Genomic DNA, 25,715 nt, shown 5'->3' on the forward strand with positions numbered 1-25,715 from the left:
CAAATAAGTAGTGTCAAATATATACTGTGTATGTTGAAATAATGAATACCCACTGAATTCGCTACGGCGCTCGGGGATGCCTCCGGTTAACCCTGTAAGGCGCCTTCGCTCAGTTTATATATAGCGTTAAATCTTTCTATCGATTTATCGTTGTAGGCATACTACTTACCTTCGAATCTTTTTCCATCATCCATTTCAACGTTGCCTTTATTCCCTCTTGATATGGCGTTGTAGGCACCGGACCAATTTCAGTTTCATATTTCTTACCACTTAATATAACGGGTGTTTCTGTTAAATACATCATTTCCACCATTTCTTTCATGAACGGCTGAAACATTCCTAGGAAACGAATCATCGTTTTTGATACTGTCCTAATCGATTTTTGGTATCCCGTTTCTTCACGTATCATCTTAATCACTTCTCCGCCCGTTATCGGATATACTGCCGGGATATTCCAATTTTGATTGTAAGCATCATCTCGCAGTGCGAGCTCCACCATTGCCTTCGCGCCATCGAACGTGTATAGATATTCCCTCGCTACCTGAACGCCGCCAACGAAATTCGCCGACTTATTTCGAACAACATTCTTAAGTGTTTCGTAAAGCATCGTATTTTCTGCATAAGGTCCATAAAAATCTGGAAAATGAACAATTAAAGAAGGGACATTACTGTCTTTCAATTTATCTTCCATCGCTAGACGAATCTCCCCCTTTTTCGTATGTGGCTCTTTCTGTGCATCTTCCGAAATTTTTTCTTTATGTTGCGCCCCGTATGCATAAATATTATCCACTAGCGCAATTTTTGCTTGCTGCGCTTGCGCTATACGAATCAAAATATCCATACATATAAGATGTGTGACATTCCAAACCGGGTAAGGAAAATTTATGGCGTGAAAAATGACATCCACTCCTTGAGCCGCCTGAGATACTTCACCTTCTGTTAATACATCCCCAGCATAGATCGTTACCTTTGACTCCTTCTCAAAAAGTGCTTTCAACTTTTCTTTTCCTCTAGCAAAAGCGACAACATCGACTCCTCGAGAAACCAATTCCCTCACCAATGCGTACCCCATTCCCCCTGATGCCCCTAACACTAATGCCTTCTTCATACACATTCCCTCCCCCTCTATTAACCACTGGTCAATAATTATTAAAAAAAGTGTCATGCTCTATATCAATTTACGATGTAGAGCATTCACTTAGTTAAATAAGCCTTTTAAAATAAATTCCACATGTGATTCAGCCGATACTTTTGCTTCATCAAAATTGATAACGAATCCACGATGATGGACAACAAAACCATGAAGCGCAAGAAATGCAGACCATACGTCTTTCATAGCAAGCCTTTTCTTCGATAAATTTTGTACAGACTCAGCAAACTTTTGATAGCTAACATACGCGGCCTCCTGAGACAGACTATCCACTTCAGCATATCTTGCTACGAACATGAATTCATACTGACTTTGATTGTTCAAACCAAATTCAATAAAGCGAAGAAATACATTGTTCAGCTTTACCAAGTCTTCTTCAGCACCTTGAGCAGTATCTTCCAAAAGATCATTCAGCCTAGAAAAATCGACTTTTACAATTGCATCAAACAATTCTACTTTATTTTTAAAATGGTAATAAAGTGCACCATGCGTGCAACCGACTTGCTTAGCGATGCTTCGCATAGAGACATCTTGAAAACCTTTTTCAATGAACAAGGCACGAGCTTGTTGTACAATCATTTCTTTTGTTAACTCTTGAGATGCGGATTTATGAGAAGACATCGTCTCGCCCCCCTTTTGACCACTGGTTAGTTGAAGTGTAACTCTGTATAGCAATATTCACAAGTACTAACTAAACCAGATAATAAGAAATTTCCTGTTTCGACACCTATGGAGATATCCCTTTCATTACTGTATATGTTAGACAAATGAATATCTCTATGAACTAAGCGAAGGCGCCTTACAAGGGGCAGCCGAAGCCCTAAGACTGGCGGCAATGCTGCTTGGCTTAGGGGGGGAGGCATCCCCTAGCGCCGAAGCGAATTCAATGGAATTCTTTATTTCAACATATATAATATTGTAATTCCAATCCTCCCGCAACACTCTTGTAATCTACCTGTAACACAAATGTAATTTAACAGTCTATTGTTCTAGTTCTATTAATCAGATAGAATACATATATAGAACTGTTTGTCGTGGAGAGGGGAAAATAGATGCAAAAGAGAGCTTTTTCGGTGCTGGCAGCGTTTGCCCTAGTGGCGTTTATCTCAGTCGGGAGCGCGGATGCAGCAACTGAATCATACACCGTCAAGCCCGGTGACACGCTATGGCAAATTGCTACAAAGCATAAATTAACTGTGGACGAACTTAAAAGTCTAAACAGTCTTGCTTCCGATTCGATTAAAACCAATCAAAAATTGGCCGTTTCTGCAAAAAATGCGGTTAGTCAAAAATCAGGAGTAGCCAGTTCACCCCCAGTAAAAACAGCAAATACGAAAGTTACCACTGTACTAAAGGAGACTTCTTCCACTAACTCATGGAAGAATGCCGTTGCAACAACTGTGAAGCCAAAAGAGTTGAATCTTCCCTCTAAAAAGGTATTACTTAATGCCGTCGAAGTTTCACTTCCACTTTTGGATACACCGTATGTTTGGGCTGGCGCAACTAAAGAAGGCTTCGATTGCAGCGGGTTCATTTATTATGTATTTAACGAGGCAGGACTTACTATACCAAGACTAGATACAATTGGTATGCATACCAATTCTTTTAATGTGGACAAGCCTATACCGGGCGATTTGGTGTTTTTCGCAAATACATACCGTAGTGGCATTTCGCACGCTGGAATTTATTTAGGTGAAGGTAAATTCATCCATGCCGCTACGCAAAAAGTTGAAGTTTCTTCAATTGATTCAGTTTACTGGAAAGACAAATTCACAGGCTTCAAACGTTTTAATCAGCTTAATTGATAGTTAACAGCTTTCCTATTAGTGGGGAAGCTGTTTTTTTACATTGCGTTAGTGTCGTAAAGTCCCACATTTCTGCCGTACAGTTCATCCTTCTTCTTGCACAATCTTCGACTTTTTTCATCCCATCGAAAATTCTATCTATTCCCTAAGCCAAATGTAAGTTATAATCGAATTGACACCTGTCAAGACACACCATTATACATTGTGTCGTTCTGGGCATATGACTCATACGATAAAAAAAGGGGGAACTAATTCATGAAGAAAAACAGCATGTGGTCGCTTAACTTCACGACTGCCGCACTCGTCCTTATTCCAGCAGCTATCGGCATCAACTACCTTGGAAAGTTGTTTGCTGGTCTGCTTAAATTGCCGCTATGGCTCGATTCAATTGGCACAGTGCTTGCTAGTATGCTAGCAGGTCCGATTATCGGTGCCATTGCAGGGATTGTGAACAATATTATTTACGGCTTCACTGCCGATCCGATTTCATTCGTCTATGCAATTACATCGGCAGTCATCGGTCTTGTCGTGGGAATCATGGCGTATAAAGGATGGATAGCAAACGTAGGAAAAGCACTTGTCCTCGGACTTGTCGTCGGCTTAATCGCCGCCACAGTCTCAACTCCGCTTAATATCATGTTTTGGGGTGGGCAAACCGGGAATGTATGGGGTGATGCACTTTTTGCAACAATGATGGCACAAGACATGCCGCTTTGGTTTGCATCATTCGCAGACAGCATTGTCGTTGACGTGCCTGATAAAATGGCAACGGTTCTAATCAGTTTCCTTCTCTTCAAAGGATTGCCTAAAAATTTGACGCATATGTACGACAACCGTTCGGAAATAGAACGTCTTTAAGGACTACGTAAGCGGCCTGCTTCACTGGGCCGCTTACACTAGATTATACTGTTAGGAGGATTCCCGTGAAAAACATGACACTGTATGTAGATAAGGATTCGTTCATCCACAACATCGATCCGCTTACTAAGCTCTTATTCGTCTTCATATCAATCGCATTGACATATATCCTCCCGACTCATTTATTCGTCATCTGTGTCTTGGCATTTACGCTTCTTCTTCTACTTACCGGCAAAGTGTTCACGTACATTTTGCCGGTTATTGGTGTCAGCCTACTGTTGATTATTTCTATCATCATTGTTCAAGGTTTCTTCCATCCCGACCGTGCTACACTTCTTTTTGAAATTGGATCTCTTCCTATTTATAAGGAAGGATTCGCATTCGCACTGCTACTTACCCTCCGTATCATTAATATGGTGTGTGCGTTCGGTATTCTCATTTTGACGACGAAACCAGATGACCTGGTCGAATCACTTATCAATAAGGGAATGTCTCCTAAAATCGGCTACGTTTTTCTATCAGTTTTACAGATTATCCCGCAAATGATTGCAATGACTAGTAAAATTACCGATGCTCAGCGGGCACGTGGAATGGAAACAGAAGGGAATTTACTTACGCGTATCAAGTCATTTATCCCACTTCTCGGTCCAGTTGTTCTCAATTCATTAAACGATACGCGTGAAAGGTCTATTGCGCTTGAAATACGCGGCTTCAATGCCAAAGGAACAAAAACATTTTTGAATGAATCCTTTCATTATAAATACGGTCTCATCTTGAAAATTATACTTGTCATCCTATTGATCGCCGCTATCGTCTGGAGGGTTGCCTTATGAACAGTATCCGCGTCGAAAATCTAAAATATAAATACCCGAACACCGATACTTTCGCGCTTGACGATATTTCATTCACAGTTAAAAAGGGAGAATTCATTGGTATAGCCGGCATGAATACCGCTGGAAAAACGACGCTATGTTATGCACTCAGTGGCCTGGTTCCCCATTTCTTCAAAGGTGCGTATGGTGGGGATGTTTTCATTGGCGACATGGACTTGCTTGCACATGAAATCAGCGACATTACAGCGAAAGTTGGACTCGTTTTTGAAAATCCTTTTTCACAAATGACAGGTGCAAAATTCACGGTTTACGATGAAATCGCCTTCGGACTCGAAAACTTGGGCATCCCTCGTGACGAAATGCATAGGCGTATTAAAGAAAGTATGCAGTTCCTCGATATCGAAGCATTACGGGATAAAAATCCGTTCTCCTTATCTGGCGGGCAAATGCAACGTGTCGCAATCGCCAGTGTTATCGCCATGAAACCGGATATTTTAATACTTGACGAACCGACATCACAGCTCGATCCTCAAGGTTCTGAGGAAGTTTTCCGCATCGTTGAAAAACTGTCGAGAGAAGGTATGACGATACTAATGGTTGAGCAGAAAATGGAGAAACTTGCCGCCTATTCCGATCGTATTTTTCTCATGCACGAAGGTAAATTGATAGATTCTGGACCGCCTGCTGAAATCTTTTCACGTGATGATTTACAGACTTTCGGAGTCGAACCACCTGTTTATACTTCAGTCGCAAAAGCGCTTCATTTAAAAAACGAGTTGACTGGCCTCTATCCGATTTCACTCGAAGAAATGCCTGTAAGTGGAATTACTATTGGGGATATACGGGCAGTCACCGAATCCTCAACTTCAACAAAAATGGCTAGTCCTGAAATCTCCGTAAAAGATCTCCAGTTCAGCTATAACAAGGATACCCCCATTTTGCGCGGAATTAGCGTGACGTTAAGTGGTGAACCTACAGCCATTATTGGACAAAACGGTGCAGGAAAAACCACTTTCGTCAAATTATTGAAAGCTTTATTAAAGCCAAATGCTGGCGAAATCATCATAAATGGCACGAATACGAAAGACACGACCGCGGCAAAACTTGCGGGCACTATCGGACTCATTTTCCAAAATCCAAATGACCAGATTTTCAAAAATAATGTCTTGGATGAAGTAATGTTCGGTCCGCTCAATGTTGGACAAACGCCTGAAGTTGCACGCTTGAATGCCGAGAAAATGCTTAACCGCGTTGGACTATTAACTAAAGCAGAAGAAAATCCATATGATTTAAGTCTAGCCGAGCGAAAAATGATTGCTGTTGCATCCATTCTTGCAATGGATACAGACATCGTTATTTTCGATGAACCGACAATGGGGCAAGATGCAAGCGGTAAGGCGATGCTAAAAGAAATTATCCATGAGTTGCATGCGCAAGGTAAACTTGTGCTCTGTATTTTGCATGATATGGATTTTGTCGCTGAAACATTTGGTCGAACGATTATAGTGAGTAATGGACAGTTGTTATTTGACGGCCCGACTCGTATTGCTTTTTCAGAAGTGGCTATTCTCCACACTGCTCGTCTTGAACAGCCCCATATTACCCAACTTGCTCATAAGATGGGCTATGATGAGATTTTATTAAAAGAAAATGAATTGATCAACGAATAAGTAAAAGACCGCGTCGCCAACTACTAGGCACGCGGTCTTTCACTTTATAATCGGAATCTTGATATCGTTGCGTTCAAATCATCGGTTAGTTCGCGAAGGGCTGTCACCTTGTCCACTACTTTCCCTATAGACTCTAGTTGCTCTTCTGCTGAAGCGGAAATCTCCTCACTACCTGCCGCCGTTTGTTCCACAACCGCACTAATGTTTTCGGTATTCTCAAGCACCGTAACATTGAACTGCTTCGAATTATTCACGCCTGTAACGAGCTCTGTCAACGCTTCCGTAATATTTCCCATTTTATCTTCGATGTTTGCAAATGTATTGAGTGTTCGGGTTACATTGCCATCTTGCGCTTCGGCAATTTCAACACCTTTTCCAACTGATTCAGAAATTGAGCCAAGTCCGCCTTTGATTAGATTAACCATATCGAATATCTGTGAAGTTGCAGTTGTTGATTCATCAGCTAGTTTCCTTACTTCCGAGGCAACTACTGCAAATCCTTTCCCCGCTTCCCCCGCACGCGCAGCTTCTATTGCAGCATTCAGCGCAAGTAAGTTTGTCTGCGAAGCAATGTTAGAAACCGCCTTAGCCATATCTTCGATTCTTATTGCATAGTGCGTAAATTGCTCAGTCGCATCTTTAATCGATTCCGATGCTACATTATTGCTATCGATAAGTTCCCGCTGTTCATTGATGGCGCGACGCCCTTCCACAATTGCCTCGTTAGCCATAGCTGCAGAATCAGCCGAATTTCTTGCCCGGTCGACATTAAATTCGAACTCCTCATTCATCTGCTCTATGAGCTCAACGGAATGTTGCAAGTCCTCGGAGATGCTTTGGGTTCCCTTTGCAAGCTCTTCCGTCGATAATGTCACCTGGTTGCTCGCTTCGGTAAGATAACGATTTTCCACCTCAAGCTCTTTTGTGTAGTCATCCACTTTTCGGCTTGCCCCGTCAATGGATTGCAATAATGTCCGTAGATGATTGGTCATGGATGTAAATGAGTGATTCAATTGCCCGAGTTCATCTTTTTTATCATACTTAATCGGCTCGACGACCAAATTGCCCGCTGCAATTTCCTCGGCGTTCATCGCCAGCTTCTTAAGTGGATTTGTAATTGCGTTTGCCAGTCGGATAATGATTACCATTGTCCCCATTATGACAAATACGCTACCTATTATTGCGAATGTAATGATGCCTTTAATTTTAGCAGCGAGTGCTTCTTGTAAATAGTCATAATGGGCAGATGTATAGAGATCTACCATATAAATATCATTGACAATCCCCACGTTGCGAAGCGATTGTCGATTGATTTCCGCTGAGTTATTTTCCTCAACAGCTGCAAGTGCTTGCTCTTTCAATAAATGAAATTTCTCTTGTGCCTTCAAAAGTATTGCCCGCGGCTCTATCTCCTTAACAAGGCTTTTCGCAACGGAGAACTTTTCAGCAGTCGACTCCAGTTGTTGACGAACATTGTCTTTATTAGCGTCCGTCATGTTATAAGCAAGTGTATTCAAACTTTGCATCGACGCTTTGGTTTCTGCATTCACTTCATGAACAGCTAACAGCACATTCAGGTAATCGTTACTCGTATTTTGAATCGCCAGCATTCTGACAATAATAACTGCGATCATCAGAATTGATAGGCCAAGCATGAAAAGTGAATTGATCACTATTTTTTTCTTTATTGTCATTTCAACTTTCCCTCCTATCATTTCAGTCCTGATGCGGCTTGTTCAATGAGCGCATCTAACTTACCTTGTTCAACGTCCGTCAGTTCTAGCACTCGAAATGGAGCAAGACCTACTCCGTTTTCCGCCAGCCCCAGTTCGACATGACCGGATTGGATTTCTCCCGACTCCTTATAGGAAAGGATGATATCAAACAACGCACTATCAATATTTTTCATCATGGATGTAATGACGGCCTGTTCTGCATAAAAGTATTGATCACTATCTACACCGATTGCGTAGATACCCCTTTTTTCAGCTTCCTCCAGCATGCCCACTCCTGTGAAACCAGCAGCAGCGTAAAGAACATCCGCCTTGTCGTCAATCATCTTCGAAGCAATCTCTGCTCCTAAGCCATCGTCATCAAAGTTATTGGCATATTCATTGAGAATAACAATATCAGGGTTAACCGACTTCGCTCCTTGGATGAACCCTTGCTCAAACCGTTGAATAACTGGGACCTCCATACCACCGATAAAACCGATTACCTGTGAATTTGAAACAGTTGCCGCTACAATTCCAGCAAGCATACTTCCTTCGTCTTCCTTAAATGTAATCGATGTGATATTCGCAGCTTCCGAAACCGCATCAAAGAGAACGAATTTTTGATTCGGAAAGTCCAGAGCTACCTTTTCCAACTCCTGCTGACCGGTGAAACCTAGCGCAAATACTAAATCATTACCACTTTCCACAAGTTCTCTAAATCCTTTTTCATAAGTCCCTGTTTCCGCAAGTTCCAAGTATTCGACAACAATATCCTCTTCATCCCGCGCCTTCGTCAAACCCTTGAATGCCAAATCTGAAAATGACTGATCTCCAAGACCATTTTCCGAAAGCATAACACCCACTTTCACTTTTCCATCAAGCGGATTTTTTTCCTCAAGGCCACAGCCTGTAAGTATGAGTAAAGCTGTCGTAAGAACAATCAGTAGTTTTAATTTCATCCCTATCACTCGCTTTCATTTACCTTTTCCCTTATATTACATCGGATATAATTTTGATTTGTTGATAAAAAACAGCTAATGTCGTCTGATGTCTTACAACTGCATATTTTCAGACTATACCAGCGAACAATAGCGTGGTGCGACCTACTGTATGTAAACGCCGAACGAGCATATATCTCGCTAAACAAGCAGAAGCGCTGCACGAACGATCATATATCTCGCAAACCAAGCAGAAGCGCAGCGCAAACAATCATATATCTCTCAAACCAAGCATAAGCACAGCGCAAACGATCATATATCTCTCAAAACAAGCATAAGCACTGCACGAACGATCATATATCTCGCTAAACAAGCAGAAGCACAGCGCAAACAATCATATATCTCGCTAAACAAGCAGAAGCACAGCACGAACGATCATATATCTCGCAAAACAAGCATAAGCGCCGCGCGCACGATCATATATCCACCCCAAAATCGCGGAATTTCAGCATCCGATGTTTCTCCATTGTCCAAGCACTTTATAATTTCCTACTACAACGAAAAACAGACCGTCACGGATTAAATCCATGACGGTCTGTTTTATTTCCTATATACATACGCTTCATTAGGGAAGTTATCTAGCAGAGTATCCGCCATCAATAACAAGTTCTGCACCTGTAATGTATGCAGCTTCGTCTGATGCCAAGAAAAGTACCGCATTTGCAACGTCTTCAGGTTTTCCAAGACGGGCAAGTGGTGTCATTCTCACAAGTGCTGTTACTACATCTTTTGACGATTCAAGACCTTTCGTCATCGGTGTTTCAATGATTCCTGGGAAGATGGTGTTAACACGTACACCAAATTGTCCGAAGTCCGCTGCAGCTGCTCGTGAAATTGCGCGAACTGCTCCTTTTGATGCAGAATAAGGGTTCAATCCCATTCCGATAAGTGCTGTATAGGAAGAGATATTGACGATTGAACCTTTAGTTGCTTCTTTCATATAAGGAAGTACATGTTTCATACCAAGGAATGGACCGAAACTATTGATATCCGACAGCCTGCGCCAGTCTTCAATTGTAATTTCATTCATTCCTTTTTCCGTAGAAATACCAGCATTGTTAATTAAAATATCGATTTTCTCAAGTTTAGCAACCACTTTTTCAACGGCCGCTTTCCACTCTTCATCGGAAGTGACATTCAATTTAACAGTCATAACTTTTTCATTGTTGCCCCACTTTTCTTCCAGTGCTGCTTCATTAATGTCTGCTGCAATTACAGTAGCACCTTCAGCAGTAAACATTTTGACCATCATTTCGCCCATACCTGACGCGCCACCTGTTACGAATGCAACTTTATCTTGTAATCTACCCATTATGACCACTCCATTTCAATATAGTTTAACGTCTAAACAATAATCCCTTTTAGATCCACTTGCAATCTATTTGCTTTAGTAAGTATGTTGAATTCTGCACATCATTCTTTTCATTGAATACATCTGTACGAATCTCAAACCCTTGTTACTACAGCATTTTAGGAATACACTAGAAAGAGGAAGTTTTTGTATTAAGATCCTGAAAGAAGTGAATCGAATGTTCAAGGATAACCGATATCTTGATTACAATGGAGCCGGATTCCGCAAAGATCTGATTGCAGGAATCACTGTTGGTATTGTAGCCATTCCGCTCGGGATGGCTTTTGCAATTGCTTCAGGTGTCAAACCAGAATATGGACTTTATACAACAATTATCGCTGGGCTTATCGTTGCATTATTAGGCGGATCTCGTTTTCAAATCGCGGGACCCACTGGAGCATTCATCCCGATATTGCTCGCAATTGTTCTACAATATGGCTATGAAGATCTGCTTATTGCTGGATTTCTAGCAGGTATTTTCCTCGTTATTATGAGTTTTCTCGGTGGAAGTAGTCTAATTCATTTCGTCCCAAGATCTGTAACCATAGGCTTTACTACGGGGATTGCGGTCATTATCTTTACAGGCCAACTAGGTAATTTCTTTGGAATTACCGGCTTAGAAAAAAAAGAGTTTTTCCACGAAAACATGATTGATCTTGTCAATCAGTTTCACACGGTGAACGTCTTCAGCATAGTCACCGCCTTAATCGGGCTCATCGTACTATTCATATTGCCTAAAATAGCGCCGCGTGTCCCATTACTGCTTATTGCACTACTTATTCCGACCCTCATTTCGATTTTTCTATTTCCGAGTAAAGTTGAAACGATCGGGACAGCCTTCGGTGGTATTCCCAACTCACTCCCGAATTTTCATTTTCCACAAATCACATTGGAGAAGTTGGTCAATTTGTGGCAACCCGCCCTTATTATTGCCGCACTCGGTGCAATTGAATCATTGTTATCTGCTGTTGTTGCAGATAGTATGAAAAGCGGTGAAAAGCATGATTCGAAACGTGAGTTGTTCGGTCAAGGGATCGCCAATATGATAACGCCATTATTCGGCGGTATCCCTGCTACAGGAGCCATTGCCCGTACAGCTACCAATATTCGATCTGGAGCAGTCAGCCCAATATCAGGAGTCGTACAAAGTGTTTTCGTTCTTGCCTTTTTGCTCCTTTTCGCACCGTATGCCTCTTACATTCCATTAGCTGCAATGGCGCCGATTCTTATGTACGTCGCCTGGAATATGAGTGCACGCAAATCATTCACGCATATTTTAATGATCCGGTCGGGGGATTCTCTGGTTTTATTAACGACGTTCCTTTTGACGATTTTCATCGACTTAACGATTGCCGTTCAGGTGGGGATTTTGCTTGCTGCCCTGTCGTTCTTACGTAAAATGAGTGGTAAACTAGATATTAAAGAAGCGACCCTTTCCGATGTTGAAATTATTAAGTTCAGTGATAGCGATACATCTTCATTAGCAAAATATACCGTGGACGGCCCTATTTTCTTCGGTACCGCAAAAGTATTCGAAGACAAATATCCTGCAATTTTCCTAACAGGCGCGAGGAAAATCATTCTCGATTTGGAACACCTATCCGTTATCGATGCGACAGGTGAAGCAGCGCTCTATGCACTACTTGACGATGCCGATAAAGCGGGTATCCAAATTATTATCAAACGCTTGCCCAAAGAAAAGTTGCCCCTGTTCAAAAAGAGCGGATTGTATAACCGAATTGGCGAGGCTAATTTTTTCATGTAACTATCCACAAATCAAAAACATCGCATTGGGCGATGTTTTTTTGTTTAATCATTTAACATAATTAAACCAATTTTCCCAATTAACGAAACTTTATCAATGCGAAGTCGTAGAAGTAGTAGTAGTAGTAGTAGTAGTAGTTTCATATTTAACTTTTGGCTAAACGTCGAAGAACAAGTTAAAAAGGGGAGGTATCATTATGAATCTTAGATTTATTAATAACTATTCTTCATTCCTTGTTAAAAAGAGCGTCCGACGGAAAATTGAAGTCATTCTCTTTGTTATTCTTCTTAGTTCGTTGGTTACGGGCTGTTCTCAAACTGAATCCGTGGATAAAAATGTTGTTGCGATTCAAACTGTTCTTGAACATGAATTTAATGCACCCGATAAAGAGTATATTCGAATGAAGAACGACCCAAGTAACATGACAATTGTAGACCAAAACGGCCTAGTGTCAGCTCCAGAAGAAGATAATGAACTCGAGATTTACCTGGAGGATAATTTCAGGCCTTATTTCACTGATTTTGGATATAGTGGCAAGGTTCTCTTCCTAACTTTACATTCACCGGCTGACGACAACGGCTATCAAATCACCGTCGACAAGATTAATGTGGAACCAGTCGATGGTAGACCGCGGGATTATGACTTTACCGTTCATGTCACGTATCAAAAAGACGGTGGCGATAAAATGAAAGCAGAGATAACGGGTCTCGCAACTTGTCCGGAAGAAGGGAAAATAGGGAAAATCCGCTACAATAAAGATCATTTTCTATTTGGAGAAATTTTAAGAGGCCAATAAAAATAGAAATGGATAATGTGAAAAAAGAGCTAAAACCATTATGGTTTATAGCTCTTTTTTTATTGATTCTAAACGGCGAGCATTTTGGGATTATCTCTTCAGGTCTTTTCTTCTGAACAATTACGGGCGATACTCCCCGATTCAAATTTATTGTTTAAAAACTATTTTAAACACTTAGTTTGACGCCCGTCCCTAAATTCATAGCTCGAATAGAATGTTAGTGAAAGGCAGTGAAAATATGAAATTTTACAACGACATTAATCATGAATGTTATAAATGCAAAAGCGATTGTTGCTCTTGTCAAAAAAAATGTAGAAAATGTTGCAAAGGTGACATCGGGCCGACTGGGGCTACTGGAGACATCGGACCGACCGGTGCTACCGGCGCTACTGGAGACATCGGACCTGCTGGGGCTACCGGCGCTACGGGTGCTACCGGGGACATCGGGCCGACTGGGGCTATCGGGGCTACCGGAGCTAACGGGGCCATCGGGCCGACTGGGGCTATCGGTGCTACCGGAGACATCGGACCTGCTGGGGCTACCGGCGCTACTGGAGACATTGGACCGACCGGCGCTACCGGTGCTACCGGGGACATCGGGCCTACTGGGGCTACTGGGGCTACCGGTGCTACCGGAGACATCGGACCTGCTGGGGCTACCGGCGCTACTGGAGACATTGGACCGACTGGGGCTAACGGTGCTACTGGAGCCACCGGAGACACCGGGCCGACTGGGGCTACCGGAGACATCGGACCGACTGGGGCTACCGGCGCTACCGGAGCTACCGGAGACATCGGACCGACTGGGGCTACCGGCGCTACTGGAGCTACCGGAGACATCGGACCGACTGGCGCTACCGGTGCTACCGGAGACATCGGACCGACTGGCGCTACCGGTGCTACCGGGAACATCGGACCGACTGGCGCTACCGGAGCTACCGGAGACATCGGACCGACTGGCGCTACCGGTGCTACCGGAGACATCGGACCGACTGGCGCTACCGGTGCTACCGGAGACATCGGACCGACTGGCGCTACCGGTGCTACCGGAGACATCGGACCGACTGGCGCTATCGGTGCTACCGGGAACATCGGACCGACTGGCGCTACTGGAGCTACCGGAGACATCGGACCGACTGGCGCTACCGGTGCTACCGGAGACATCGGACCGACTGGCGCTAACGGTGCTACCGGAGACATCGGACCGACCGGCGCTACCGGTGCTACCGGAGCTACCGGGGACATCGGACCGACTGGCGCTACCGGCGCTACCGGAGACATCGGACCTGCCGGGGCTACCGGCGCTACCGGAGACATCGGACCGACCGGCGCTACCGGAGACATCGGACCGACTGGCGCTACCGGCGCTACCGGCGACATCGGACCTGCTGGCGCTACCGGCGCTACCGGCGACATCGGACCTGCTGGGGCTACCGGCGCCCCCGGAGACATCGGACCGACTGGCGCTACCGGCGCTACCGGAGACATCGGACCGACTGGCGCTACCGGCGCTACCGGAGACATCGGACCGACCGGCGCTACTGGGGCTACCGGCGCTACCGGAGACATCGGACCTGCTGGCGCTACCGGCGCTACCGGAGACATCGGACCTGCTGGGGCTACCGGCGCTACCGGAGACATCGGACCGACTGGCGCTACTGGCGCTACTGGCGCAGCCGGTGGATTATCCGTATACGGGTATATTTACAATCTAGGTGCTCAGACGGTAGCTATAGAAGCTGATGTTCTTTTTGATACAAATGGAATAATCACGGCTGGAATTACGCATGCCCCCGGAACCTCACAAGTTTTATTTACTACACCGGGAGACTACCTGGTTACTTTCTCCGTGTCGGGTGTAGAACCCAACCAATTCGCACTATTTTTAAATGGTGCGCCGGTTGCGGGTACAGTCTACGGTTCAGGTGCAGGCACCCAGCAAAACGACGGTCAGGCTATAATTGCCGTAGCAGCAGGTGATGTTCTTACACTTCGAAATCATTCTTCTGCCGCAGCAGTTACCCTTCAGACTTTGGCAGGAGGCACACAAACAAACGTAAACGCGTCTCTTGTCATTGCAAAATTAAACTAGTTTTGAAAAGATAGGGGACTATCGCAAACTCAATATAAAATTGTCATGCGGTTTTCAAGCTGTCAAGATAGAAAGCCTGACAAAACTTAATAATAACTACCTTGGTATCACAGGGCTCTAACTAAGAATTAAACAATTTCAGACCCAAACAACTAAGGAGCTCTATGACAAAGGTGCTATTAAAAATTTATAACTCTTAATGACTATTAAAGATTAATTTCAGAGTATTCATGTAGTAAGGTGAAAGATTCCTTGTATAAAGTGTATAAAATGTGTTAACAAGTTTTATTGGAGCGATGATTTTGCGTTGCCTCGTAATTTCCTGTTCACCGAAGCTATCACGAATTGTATGACACAATTGGAAAAACATTCTCCATGTGAACTAAAGCATATTTATCTACACCTAAAGAGAAGGCTCCCCGCTATGGGTAGCCTTCTTTTTGAGATTCACACTACTAAGCGAGCACTTTTGTACTCCCCTCTTCCTCAGGTCTTTTCCTCTGAATAAACCAGATGATGCTAATCAACACGAGTCCAATTCCGCTAGATAAAAATTCAGGAATTATTAACATTAACCCAGCACCGAGTAATACAAGCCGCTCCCAAATTCTGGAGTTACGGATGAAAAAACCAATGACAGCACTACTTACGCCAATCATTCCTAAAACGGCGGCTAGAACTCCAATAATCAATTTCCATACGACCACATCTACAAGAACCAGCATCGGATTGTAAATGAATATATACGGAATGATGAATGCCGCAATCGCCAGTTTCACCGCAGTAACCCCTGTTTTAAACGGATTGGCTTTTGCTATTCCCGCCCCTGCATAGGCGGCTAGGCAAACAGGCGGCGTGATATCGGCAACAATACCAAAGTAGAACACAAACATATGTGCAGCAAGTGGAGCCACCATGAAATCATTAATCAATGCAGGTGCAGCAATTGTTGCTGTTACAACATAGTTCGCAGTTGTTGGAAGCCCCATCCCAAGAATAATGCAGGCAATCATCGTGAAAAAGAGCGCAAGGATTAAGTGGCCGCTTGATAATGCGATAATGCCAGAAGCAAATTTCGCTCCAAGTCCCGTAATACTGACGACTCCTGCTATTATTCCCGCAGTCGCCACCGCGGCGATAACCGGCAAAGCAACCCTTGCCCCCTGTTCAAGGACATTGACGATTTGGCGTACATTCATCCTAGAATCCTTCCGAACTAGCGAAACAAGGTAGGCAGATAAAATGCCAAAGAGTGCTGCCCGTTGTGGCGTGAATCCTGACATGATGGTCCCGATAATAACGAAAAGAGGAATCAGCATATAACCGTCTCTAATAAGTAAATCCTTGAATCGAGGCAATTCGGATTTCGGCAATCCAATAATTTTTAATTTCTTCGCTTCAAAATGTGTTCCTATGAATATACCCGTGAAATAAAGAATTGCTGGAACAACTGCTGCTAACATGATAGTGGCGTATGAAACACCTAAGTATTCCATCATTATAAATGCTGCCGCCCCCATCATAGGCGGCATAATCTGTCCACCAGTGGAAGCCGCGGCTTCCGTAGCACCCGCAAATTCCGGTGTGAAACCGGCTTTTTTCATCATCGGAATCGTGAATGATCCCGAGGCGACTGTATTTCCAACTGAACTGCCCGAAACTGTCCCTTGCAACGCACTTGCCACAACCGCAGCCTTGGCAGTCCCGCCCGTAAATCGTCCAGTTAAAGCGAAGGCGATGTCATTAAAAAACTTACCAATTGGTGTATGAACAAGAATAACACCGAAAAATAGAAAGAGATAAATGAACTTTGCCGAAATCTGTATGGGCGTCCCGAAGATGCCACTCTCTCTGTACCATAGATTTGTCGTTATCCGATCCATTGAAAATCCAGGATGAGAAAGAATCTGCGTCGGGATATACTTCCCTACAAGCGTATAGATAATAGCCACACCTGCTACAATGACAATCGGCAAACCAACTGTCCTCCTTGTCGCCTCGAGAACCAAAGCGATCCCTAGAATGGAAATGATGATGTCAATTGTACTATAGCCAGAAACTCGACTTTGCAATATCGAATCGAAGAAAATGATTTTATGGTAGGTCACATACATCGCAGTAAAAGCTAGCGTAACATCATACCATGGAACTTTTTTATGCGTATTTCTCCATTCCTTTTTTGCAGGATAGAGAAGATAAATAATCCCTAAAGCAGTACCAAGATGTACCGCCCCTTGTTTTTGGGAAGGGAGCGTACCAAAATAGCCCGTATATAGATGAAAAATAGTGAGTGCAACGCCAAGAAATGTTACGGCCCATGCCCATTTCCCAATTTGAGTGCGAAACTGATTTTCTTTATCATACTTCTCTAGGATTTCTTGTGCATCATTCTGCTGGGTGGCTTTCAATTGGCGTACTCCCTTCCTATTTAATTACGCGTCTCTATAATTCATTTCAAATCGCCAAGACTTTTGATTTTAGTCTTTTCTCTTGTGACAATCTGAATAACTTCAGGGTAGATATGGCCAATGAAAGCCGCATTCTTAACTTCGTGCCCTTCAAACTCAGCTTCCCCATTCAATGCTTGCAGTGCCGGAACATGTACAGACATACCAAGATCCATATGTCCATCACGGATCGTGGATAAATTCTCCACCGAAGCACCCGTTTCCGTATTCGTTACATGCATGCCATCGATATATTTGTTCCAGAGGTTGGCCATCTCGCCACCAAGAGGATAATATGTTCCGCCCTGACTACCCGTTCCAAGAATAAATTCTTTCTTTCGCTTCGTTGCATCAGCAGTAAGTTCCGCAACTTCATTTTCAACTGTTAGTCCTTGTTCTTCGTAATATCTTTTCGCTCCTGGATGGATTAAAAGCCCTTCCGCCCCGCGCAGTGCATTTTCCAATGTCATTTGTTGCGCTTGAGCATGTGTATTTTCGCTAGCATTCTCAATCATACTCTTCGCAATCTCATACCCTAGTTCTTCATCAATCGTATCCGTGCTCCCCATCAGAATCGCGTATGCAGTCACAGTTTCAATATCATCCGTAAGAAAATCATACGTTTCTTTAGGAATTGTAAGTCGTCGATAACCTGAATTCTTTTCAATATGTTCAATCGCTTTATCTGACAGTCCAAGCATTTTCACATCGCCTGCAGATGCTTGGAGGCTTTCAATACTTGCAGCCGGTAGCCCGAGAATACCAATTGACACATCGATATTTCCATCTTGAACACCGTCCGCTGCATCTCCAAAGCCTTCTTGGTATGCCTTATAGTCTCCATCTTCAAGCCCATATGCCTGCAGAATCAGCTTCGCCACATTATTCGTTTCACTCGCCGCTGGTCCTATGGCAATATTTTTACTTCCCCCGCCGCATGCAGATAAGACTAGTACCATTCCTATCGCCAAGAAAAATAATACATATGCTTTTTTCTTCCTCACTTTATAACCTCCCTGTTTAATTTCTATTTAACTTGTGAACTTTTTCAAATTAGATGTTAGACCCGTAGATTGCTAAGTTCATTTTACGTAGCAGGTGCTACAAATATTCCACTTGTCCTAAACTAACCAAATGCGCAAGCGCCTGTAACAGATGTACGCAGCCAAAGTACGTCACGTCCTGCTATAATGTCTGCGTACCCCCACATCCCGGGGGCCTCAGAGCCTCTAAGCACTGGAATCTGGACGTGAAATCTCTATGTTGCAACTATTCATAGTTCCTGATTTTATAGTTTCCTAAGCTATAAAAAAAAGCCTTTTGATATCACGACAATTCGCGATACCAAAAGGCTTTGTTCAATTAATCTGCCAAATACGATGCTTTTTTCAACGTTTCCGCCAATACACGCGCTCCAATATCAAGCGCTTCTTTGTTGAACGTCATATCTGGATGATGAAGCCCCGGACTAAGATCTGCTCCGATGCCAATCATTGCGGCTTTTAAGTTCGGATTATGAATCGTATAGAAATGGAAATCATCACTGCCCGATGTAATAATGTCAGATGCATATCCCTCTTCCCCAACTGTTGCCAAGATAGCTTCACGTGCAACAGTTGTAGCTTCTTCAGACACTTCTGCAGCCGGTGTATAGTCACTCCATGCCAATTCAATTTCCACGCCGTGCATCTGTCCAATTGCTTGGATTCCCCGGGAAATACGTTCCTTCAGCTCTCCCAACACCACATTCGATTGTGCTCTAGCATCGATTGCAAACGTTGCAGTTCCCGGAATGATATTGAGACTATCTCCGCCCGCCTGCACTTTTGTCAGTTTTGCTGAGTACGCTTCGTAAGGTGAAAAATGGATTGTTTTCACAAACTGGGCAATTGCAAATAACGGATCGAGTGCATTGTTTCCTTGCTGAGGACGTGCACCATGCGCATCGTCGCCAATGATTTTGCCCTCAAGGAATACCGCCGCCCCGTGATGAATTGCTGGTGTCACTTTTCCGAACGGAATTTCTTCCTGTGGACGCAAATGCACACCAAACAAATATGAAACGTCGTCGACCGCTCCTCGCTCAATCATCGAGTTTGCACCATTGCCCTTTTCTTCTGCTGGTTGGAAAATAAATCGGATTCGGCTGCCCAGTTCCTCCTGTTGCAAATAACTAAGCGCACCTAACACCATGGATATATTCGCATCATGCCCACAAGAATGATTCGCCTTATAGACACCCCCGACTTCCTGCCACAATGCATCAATGTCGGCGCGTACCGCGATAACCCTATCGCCTTCACCGATTTCCGCGACAACACCCGTTACATCGTAAAATGTATGATGTTTTACATTCATTTCAGTTAATATTTCTGCTAGTTTTGCAGTTGTCTCTACTTCTTTCCAACTCACTTCTGGATAGGCATGAAAATGTTCAAACCATTTTCCAATTTGCTCTTTGATTACCAATTAAAACACTCCAATCATTCTATGTCTCACCGTTATATTATTAAATACTTCACATCTTTCAGAATAACCTATTTTCTAGAAAATATAAAGGGGGTGCTGGAGATAGTTATGATCGGTTAACAGACCGGTATGATTGGTTCAACGCTATATATGCTCGGTAAGCACTCCGTTATGATCGGGGCAGCAACATATATGCTCGGTTAGCACGCCGTTATGATCGGGTCAACGCATATATGCTCGATTGCTCTCTCTCAAAACCAATAAAAAAGTTGCCCCAAATATCCCAGGGCAACTCCGTCACTCTATTAAATTATAATTTCCATTTCACTCTCGCATAAATAGCGAGCATCACGAAGTTCACCGCGGCACTAATGACCGTACCGTATGCAATTGCTGAAGCACCGTGCGAGTCAATCATCAAATAAATAACTCCGAGATTAATCGCAAAGACACTTATCAAACTGAATATGACAGGCACCATCGAATTGGCTTTTGCGTAATAGAATCGAGTAATATACGTGTTTGCAGCAAGGAAAAACATCGACAGTGTAAATACACGGAAAAGCGATACCGTTAGCAGTATATCCTTCTCCGTCATTTCTCCATATCCGAAGACAAGACGGACAAGTGGATCTGCAAAAAAGTAAGCTATCATAGTTGCCGGCACAAGCAAAGCAACTAAATAAAGCATCCCTTTTTTATAGAGGGCACGGATTGTATCCATATCCCCTTCACCCTCTTTTTTACTGAGGAGAGGATAGATTACGGTTGTTACGGCAGTCATCATTATCGCTTGCGGAAAGCCAGTTAATTTCGAGGCATAGTTGACCGCCGCAATTGTCCCGTCACCAAACTCGCCAGCTACAATTCTGTGAATAACAGCATAAAATTGTAGTGATGCACCACCGAACAAAATTGGCAATGCAATCACCCATAAACGTTTCGTATCAACAGACATGGCAAATGAAGGCTTCAAAGAATAGAGTTTTGATTTTCGAAGTCCTACATATAAGAACACACCCATTAATAACGCACCAACCAGTGCACCAATCCCATACGATTCAGGACCAAAATAACTTGTTAGAACAACAGCGATTCCGACAAAAGACGCATTATATAGAAGGACTGCTAAACTGGACAAGTTAAATTTACCGTTGACGTTCATTACTCCACTCATCCATGTCGATAACACCAGAATAATAGAAGACGGCATCATCCAAAGGTAAAGAGTTCGCGTCAGCGCAAATTTTTCAGCAGTCATATCTTTGAAAAACAAATGCAAGATAGAATCTGTAAAGATCATCAATATGGCCGTAATCGCAACTGCTGCTACAAGAACCGTCGTAAATGATTTTCGCACGAACAATGCTTTATCCGTCCTTGTAGAATGGTAGACAGATATGAACGCTGTCGTCAACGCACCTCCAACCACTAGGTAAATGAAATTCGGGATAGTATAGGCTGTAATAATCGCATCCGCAGTTGCCGAAGCACCGTATTGATTACTAATCGCCATTTCCCTTGCAAACCCAAACAGCCTAGCAACAATATTAATAATTGCAACAGCGCCGATAATTTTCATCATTTTACTCACTATGATCAACCTGACCTTTCTCGGCTGAACGATAAATCGACAATAAGTCCTCTAAAATCGTCTCATATGAATGTTGTGCGATTTTTGCCTGCACTACTGTTTCATCAATGACATTAGAATTCTCATCGAGCGCACTCCATAAACCTTTCGCCAATGAATCCGGATTTTTCGGTTCAACCAAAATACCTGCCTGGTCTTTCAACAAATAAGAAAGCCCTCCAACGTCCGTTGCGACAACTTTCGTTCCAGCCGACATTGCTTCGAGTGCAACCAATCCAAACCCTTCATGATATGAAGGGAGTACAAGTGCATCAGCTGCCGACATCCATAGTGCCAAATCCGCTTGACCAAGAGGTTCTTTGAAATGAATATCTTCAACATCCTTTTCACGAATGAACGACCGTAACTCCTCGACAAATTGACCGTCTTTCTGCGAACCAATTACGTACAACGAACTATCAGGAAACGACATTTTCAGTGAATCAAACGCTTCGACAAGTTCAAGAAGGCCTTTTGCTTGAATCACATTTCCGACAAAGATCAATATTTTCTCTTCTATAGGAAGAGTAAGTTTTTCCCTCGCCTCTACTTTAGCTACATAGTTAAAAATGGATGTATCGACACCCATACTCATGACATGAACATTCGCTTCCGGAACATCGAAGTTATTTATCACATCTTCCCGAAGTTTGTCGCCAACAACGATGACCGATTCCGCTTGTCGTAAAATGTTTTTTGTCATATCGGCAATGCGCTGACTCCTCGCAGCCATTTTATCGATATCTCCACCATGAACAGTCACAACGTAAGGAATACCAAACATCTTTTTCCCAATCAATGAAATAATTCCTGTTGGAAATGCATAATGCGCATGTGTTAAGGATAATTTCTTACGATTTTTCATCATGTATAAAACAGAACGGAAAAACCATGTCATGTATTTTTTCAATGCCTGTATTTTCCCTTTTCCAGGATTCTGAATAGCAACCACATCGACATCAAGACCAGCAGACTGAAGAAGGCCAACCTGATTTTTCACAAAAATACCGTATGTTGGATGTTGCATTGACGGATACATATTGCTGAATACGACTATTTTTCTCATTTCATTTCTCAACCCCATCTTTCAATAACCTAACGAGCTAGACCTTTATTTAGATTCAATAATTATAGCATATCATCTTACATTCGACCTCTTGACAGCCAATACCGCAATCCAACACTATTTACTAACCACAACAAAAACACCATTTGATAGAATAGAATCCCGTCAAATGGTGTTTTAAGACTACTTATGAGTATAATACTAGCCTTGTAATGCTATTGTAATGTAACTGTAACCGAATTAAAGGTTTAGCTATGCTAAGATGTTGAAAGATAAAGCACACGCTATTATATGTGCGAAAGGGGAAATTGAGAAAAGAATGAAACGTTTTTTATTATTAATTTTTGCAAGCATACTATTTTCAACGTCCATCCCGTCCATGGCTTCAGCAGATTCTGCAACTAATCTCGTAAACACAGCTCGATCATATATAGGTACACCTTATTCATATGGAGGGACAACCACTTCCGGTTTCGACTGCTCAGGATATACGCAATATGTATTTAAACAACAAGGAATTTCCATTCCTAGAACGGCTAGCCAACAGTATGCTATGGGAACATCTGTTGCAAAAAGCGAGTTAAAAACAGGCGACATTGTATTCTTCAATACAAGCGGCAGTGGAGTTTCACATAATGGAATTTACATTGGGTCCGGTCAATTCATCCATTCGTCTACAAGCAAGGGTGTCATGATTTCTTCCATAAACGACCCTGCCTACTGGGGTAGCCGTTATATCGGCGCTAAACGAGTGAATGATTTCACACCAGGTTCTCTCGTCGCATCGGCTGACGTACCAACAGCAGTTAAAAAAGCAGTTACATACGCTTCTCGTGCTGAAATTGCACAAACACTTGTCGATGAACTCGGCTTGAAAAAAACGAGCACTAAATCTTCTTTTTCTGACGTAGCTACAAATCACCCACAACTTGATGCTATCATTGCAGTATCAGATGCAGGTATCTTCTCAGGAAATGACGGCAAATTTGATCCTAGTGGTGAAATGACACGTGCACAACTTGCTAAAGTACTTGTAGAAGCATTTGATCTTAAAGGATCTACAGTTACTTCCTTCAAAGATGTTCCAAAAGATCATTGGGCAAGTGAATATATTAACATTCTTTATCACAATGAAATTACGACCGGTTATGGTGATGGTAATTACGGTCTAAGCGATAAAGTTACTGCAAGTCAGTTCAAGAAGTTCACTGATCGTCTCACTAATTAATTTCTCATTCACCGGATGTTCCACTTAAAGGAACATTCGGTTTTTTTATATAAAAATTCAATTATAGTTATTTATTAGTATAGCAATAATTGGACATCACTGTTAAAATGAATCTACAACTCTAGTAATACAAGGGAGGACACAATGAAAACAATTAAGTGGGCAGCAGTGGTAATGATGATTTTCACACTCGTTTCCATGGTCCCGGGACAATCTTTCGCTAAAACTCAATTCACGGACGTAACAACTGATAAGGAATACTATGAACAGGTCAATTACATAGCTGATCTTGATATTATTAAAGGATACTTAGAAAATGGGGTTTCAAAATTTAAACCGGGTAATAACTTAACACGTGCCCAGGCCGCTAAAATGCTGGTCATTGCTGCAAAAAAGCAGAACATCCCTGCCCCGTCTTTACAGTTCAAAGACGTTAAGCCTGGTACCGAGCAATATGAGTATATAAGCCGCGCCGTTTCACTTGGCTATTTTAAAGCGGAATCTAACGGAAGCTTCAAACCAAACGAAAACTTAAAGCGTGGCGAGATGGGTAATGCACTCGCGGTTGCTTTCAATCTTTCAGAAAAGATTTCAACTGAAAAACCAATGATGCTTACAGATATGAAGAGTCATCAATACGCTGAACGTATCAATGGACTTTATTATGCTGGAGTAACAAAAGGTGATGCTGGAAAGTTCCTGCCTAACGATTTCTTAACTCGTTCACAGTTCTCTCTATTCCTAGCTCGCGCAATGAATGATAAGTATGCTTTACCCGTTAAACTACCAGATCAAACTTCAAGTACGTATTTTGCAAGAGTGGCAACAAGTGGAGAAACGCTGAACGTACGCTCACTTCCATCAGTGAATGGGAATATCGTTGCACAGCTAAATAATAAAGATATCGTTGAAGTTGTCGGTAAAACAGGAGACTGGTTACTAATCCTTCTGGATGACGGTGAAGGCTATATCAACGGTAAATATACTGTAGAAGCTGGAACGGAAACACCCGATGACAATGTTGTTACACCTGAAAAACCGACAATTCCTGAAGAACCCAGCGTGACTGGCGACCTAATCGGAAAAGTAACGGTGAAAAGCCTAAACATGCGACAAGCTGCTGGCACTAGCTCCCCTGTTATCGCTGCGTTAACACTAGGGCAAAAAGTTGAAGTGCTATCACTCGATGGTAACTGGGCAAAAATTCGTGTGAATTCTAAAACAGGGTTCGTTAGTAAAACATATTTAAAACTACTCAACCAAAAAGGCAATCCACTTGCTAATCGCATCATCATCTTAGACCCGGGTCACGGAGCACATGATCCCGGTGCTTCAAAAAATAAGGTATCAGAAAAAACCATCACGTTAAAAGTTGGTAAACTTGTAGAAGCAAAATTGAAAAAAGCAGGCGCAAAAGTAATTATGACACGTTCAAATGACACGTTCCTTTCACTTGAACAACGCACTGAATTTGCCAAGAAAAATTTTGCCGAAACATTTGTATCGATTCACGTAAATTCAGCCGCCGCGACATCAGCAAAAGGAACTGAAACGTACTTCGACTCATCTTCGAATGCTAACTCAGTAGAAAGTAAATCTTTAGCAACTTACATTCAAAATAATATTGTTAAAAGAGCAAATATGGTTAACCGCGGTGTGAAAGACAATCGTTTTTATGTCATTAAGAACAACAATATCGCAGCTGTCCTCGTCGAACTTGCTTTCATCTCAAATGCAGATGACTTTAAAAAGCTGACGAGTGATGCCTATCTGGAAATATATGCTGAATCAATCTATCAAGGTCTAGTACAATACTATTCAGCTCAATAATAATATATA

19 protein-coding genes are annotated in these 25,715 nt (G+C 42.7%); 9 read left to right on the forward strand and 10 right to left on the reverse strand.

The features are described from left to right. Positions 1–136: 136 nt before the first annotated feature. Together AZE41_RS17530 and AZE41_RS17535 are read right to left on the reverse strand one after the other, a co-directional pair. Entirely contained in the window at positions 137–1,108 is a 972-nt protein-coding gene (locus AZE41_RS17530) for an SDR family NAD(P)-dependent oxidoreductase (RefSeq protein ID WP_067212152.1), read from the reverse strand. A gap of 90 nt (positions 1,109–1,198) precedes the next feature. Next, complete coding sequence (locus tag AZE41_RS17535) at positions 1,199–1,771, reverse strand: TetR/AcrR family transcriptional regulator (protein ID WP_067212153.1); 573 nt, start codon at positions 1,769–1,771, stop codon at positions 1,199–1,201. Between the two features lie 431 nt (positions 1,772–2,202). Here AZE41_RS17535 and AZE41_RS17540 point away from each other — a divergent pair, with 431 nt between their 5' ends. The 4 genes from AZE41_RS17540 to AZE41_RS23370 all read left to right on the forward strand — a co-directional run bounded on the left by AZE41_RS17540 (position 2,203) and on the right by AZE41_RS23370 (position 6,316). Then, a complete protein-coding gene (locus tag AZE41_RS17540; protein ID WP_067212155.1) occupies positions 2,203–2,955 on the forward strand; it encodes a C40 family peptidase in 753 nt (250 codons plus the stop codon). Positions 2,956–3,210: 255 nt separating this feature from the next. Then, positions 3,211–3,813, forward strand: a complete 603-nt coding sequence (locus tag AZE41_RS17545; protein ID WP_067212160.1) for an ECF transporter S component — start codon at positions 3,211–3,213, stop codon at positions 3,811–3,813. Positions 3,814–3,887: 74 nt separating this feature from the next. Continuing rightward, a complete protein-coding gene (locus AZE41_RS17550; protein ID WP_335339525.1) occupies positions 3,888–4,646 on the forward strand; it encodes an energy-coupling factor transporter transmembrane component T family protein in 759 nt (252 codons plus the stop codon). Continuing rightward, complete coding sequence (locus AZE41_RS23370; protein WP_067212165.1) at positions 4,643–6,316, forward strand: ABC transporter ATP-binding protein; 1,674 nt, start codon at positions 4,643–4,645, stop codon at positions 6,314–6,316. The genes AZE41_RS17550 and AZE41_RS23370 overlap by 4 nt, the downstream gene beginning before the upstream one ends. A gap of 44 nt (positions 6,317–6,360) precedes the next feature. Here the strand turns inward: AZE41_RS23370 and AZE41_RS17560 are convergent, their stop codons facing one another. The 3 genes from AZE41_RS17560 to AZE41_RS17570 all read right to left on the reverse strand — a co-directional run bounded on the left by AZE41_RS17560 (position 6,361) and on the right by AZE41_RS17570 (position 10,341). Next, a complete protein-coding gene (locus tag AZE41_RS17560; protein ID WP_067212167.1) occupies positions 6,361–8,010 on the reverse strand; it encodes a methyl-accepting chemotaxis protein in 1,650 nt (549 codons plus the stop codon). A gap of 17 nt (positions 8,011–8,027) precedes the next feature. Beyond that, positions 8,028–8,990, reverse strand: coding sequence for a BMP family lipoprotein (locus tag AZE41_RS17565; protein ID WP_067212169.1), 963 nt, complete (start codon positions 8,988–8,990; stop codon positions 8,028–8,030). 613 nt (positions 8,991–9,603) lie between these two features. Next, complete coding sequence (locus tag AZE41_RS17570) at positions 9,604–10,341, reverse strand: SDR family NAD(P)-dependent oxidoreductase (protein WP_067212172.1); 738 nt, start codon at positions 10,339–10,341, stop codon at positions 9,604–9,606. Between the two features lie 217 nt (positions 10,342–10,558). On the opposite strand from AZE41_RS17570, the gene AZE41_RS17575 reads away from it, so the two are divergent. From AZE41_RS17575 to AZE41_RS17585, 3 genes are all read left to right on the forward strand, one after another. After that, the gene (locus AZE41_RS17575) at positions 10,559–12,145 is read left to right on the forward strand and encodes a SulP family inorganic anion transporter (RefSeq protein ID WP_067212174.1); all 1,587 of its coding nucleotides are present in this window, start codon (positions 10,559–10,561) and stop codon (positions 12,143–12,145) included. Between the two features lie 196 nt (positions 12,146–12,341). Beyond that, positions 12,342–12,941: a hypothetical protein gene (locus AZE41_RS17580; protein WP_067212175.1), complete on the forward strand. Its 600-nt coding sequence runs from the start codon at positions 12,342–12,344 to the stop codon at positions 12,939–12,941. A gap of 238 nt (positions 12,942–13,179) precedes the next feature. Then, on the forward strand, positions 13,180–15,033 hold the full coding sequence (locus AZE41_RS17585; protein ID WP_082786686.1) for a BclA C-terminal domain-containing protein: 1,854 nt from the start codon (positions 13,180–13,182) through the stop codon (positions 15,031–15,033). A gap of 455 nt (positions 15,034–15,488) precedes the next feature. On the opposite strand, the gene AZE41_RS17590 is transcribed toward AZE41_RS17585, so the two are convergent. The 5 genes from AZE41_RS17590 to AZE41_RS17610 form a co-directional block, all read right to left on the reverse strand. Continuing rightward, the gene (locus tag AZE41_RS17590) at positions 15,489–17,441 is read right to left on the reverse strand and encodes a TRAP transporter permease (protein ID WP_067212179.1); all 1,953 of its coding nucleotides are present in this window, start codon (positions 17,439–17,441) and stop codon (positions 15,489–15,491) included. Positions 17,442–17,482: 41 nt separating this feature from the next. Beyond that, on the reverse strand, positions 17,483–18,484 hold the full coding sequence (locus AZE41_RS17595) for a TAXI family TRAP transporter solute-binding subunit (RefSeq protein WP_231885707.1): 1,002 nt from the start codon (positions 18,482–18,484) through the stop codon (positions 17,483–17,485). Positions 18,485–18,842: 358 nt separating this feature from the next. Beyond that, positions 18,843–19,949: an amidohydrolase gene (locus AZE41_RS17600; protein ID WP_067212181.1), complete on the reverse strand. Its 1,107-nt coding sequence runs from the start codon at positions 19,947–19,949 to the stop codon at positions 18,843–18,845. Between the two features lie 310 nt (positions 19,950–20,259). Continuing rightward, complete coding sequence (gene murJ / locus AZE41_RS17605) at positions 20,260–21,534, reverse strand: murein biosynthesis integral membrane protein MurJ (protein WP_231885848.1); 1,275 nt, start codon at positions 21,532–21,534, stop codon at positions 20,260–20,262. A 1-nt stretch (position 21,535) separates the two neighbouring features. Then, a complete protein-coding gene (locus tag AZE41_RS17610) occupies positions 21,536–22,648 on the reverse strand; it encodes a glycosyltransferase (RefSeq protein WP_067212184.1) in 1,113 nt (370 codons plus the stop codon). 319 nt (positions 22,649–22,967) lie between these two features. On the opposite strand from AZE41_RS17610, the gene AZE41_RS17615 reads away from it, so the two are divergent. Then, positions 22,968–23,876, forward strand: a complete 909-nt coding sequence (locus AZE41_RS17615; protein ID WP_067214046.1) for a C40 family peptidase — start codon at positions 22,968–22,970, stop codon at positions 23,874–23,876. A gap of 144 nt (positions 23,877–24,020) precedes the next feature. Then, on the forward strand, positions 24,021–25,706 hold the full coding sequence (locus AZE41_RS17620; RefSeq protein WP_067212187.1) for an N-acetylmuramoyl-L-alanine amidase: 1,686 nt from the start codon (positions 24,021–24,023) through the stop codon (positions 25,704–25,706). Positions 25,707–25,715 lie beyond the last annotated feature (9 nt).

The organism is Sporosarcina psychrophila (assembly GCF_001590685.1).
In the GTDB taxonomy this organism is placed as follows: domain Bacteria; phylum Bacillota; class Bacilli; order Bacillales_A; family Planococcaceae; genus Sporosarcina; species Sporosarcina psychrophila.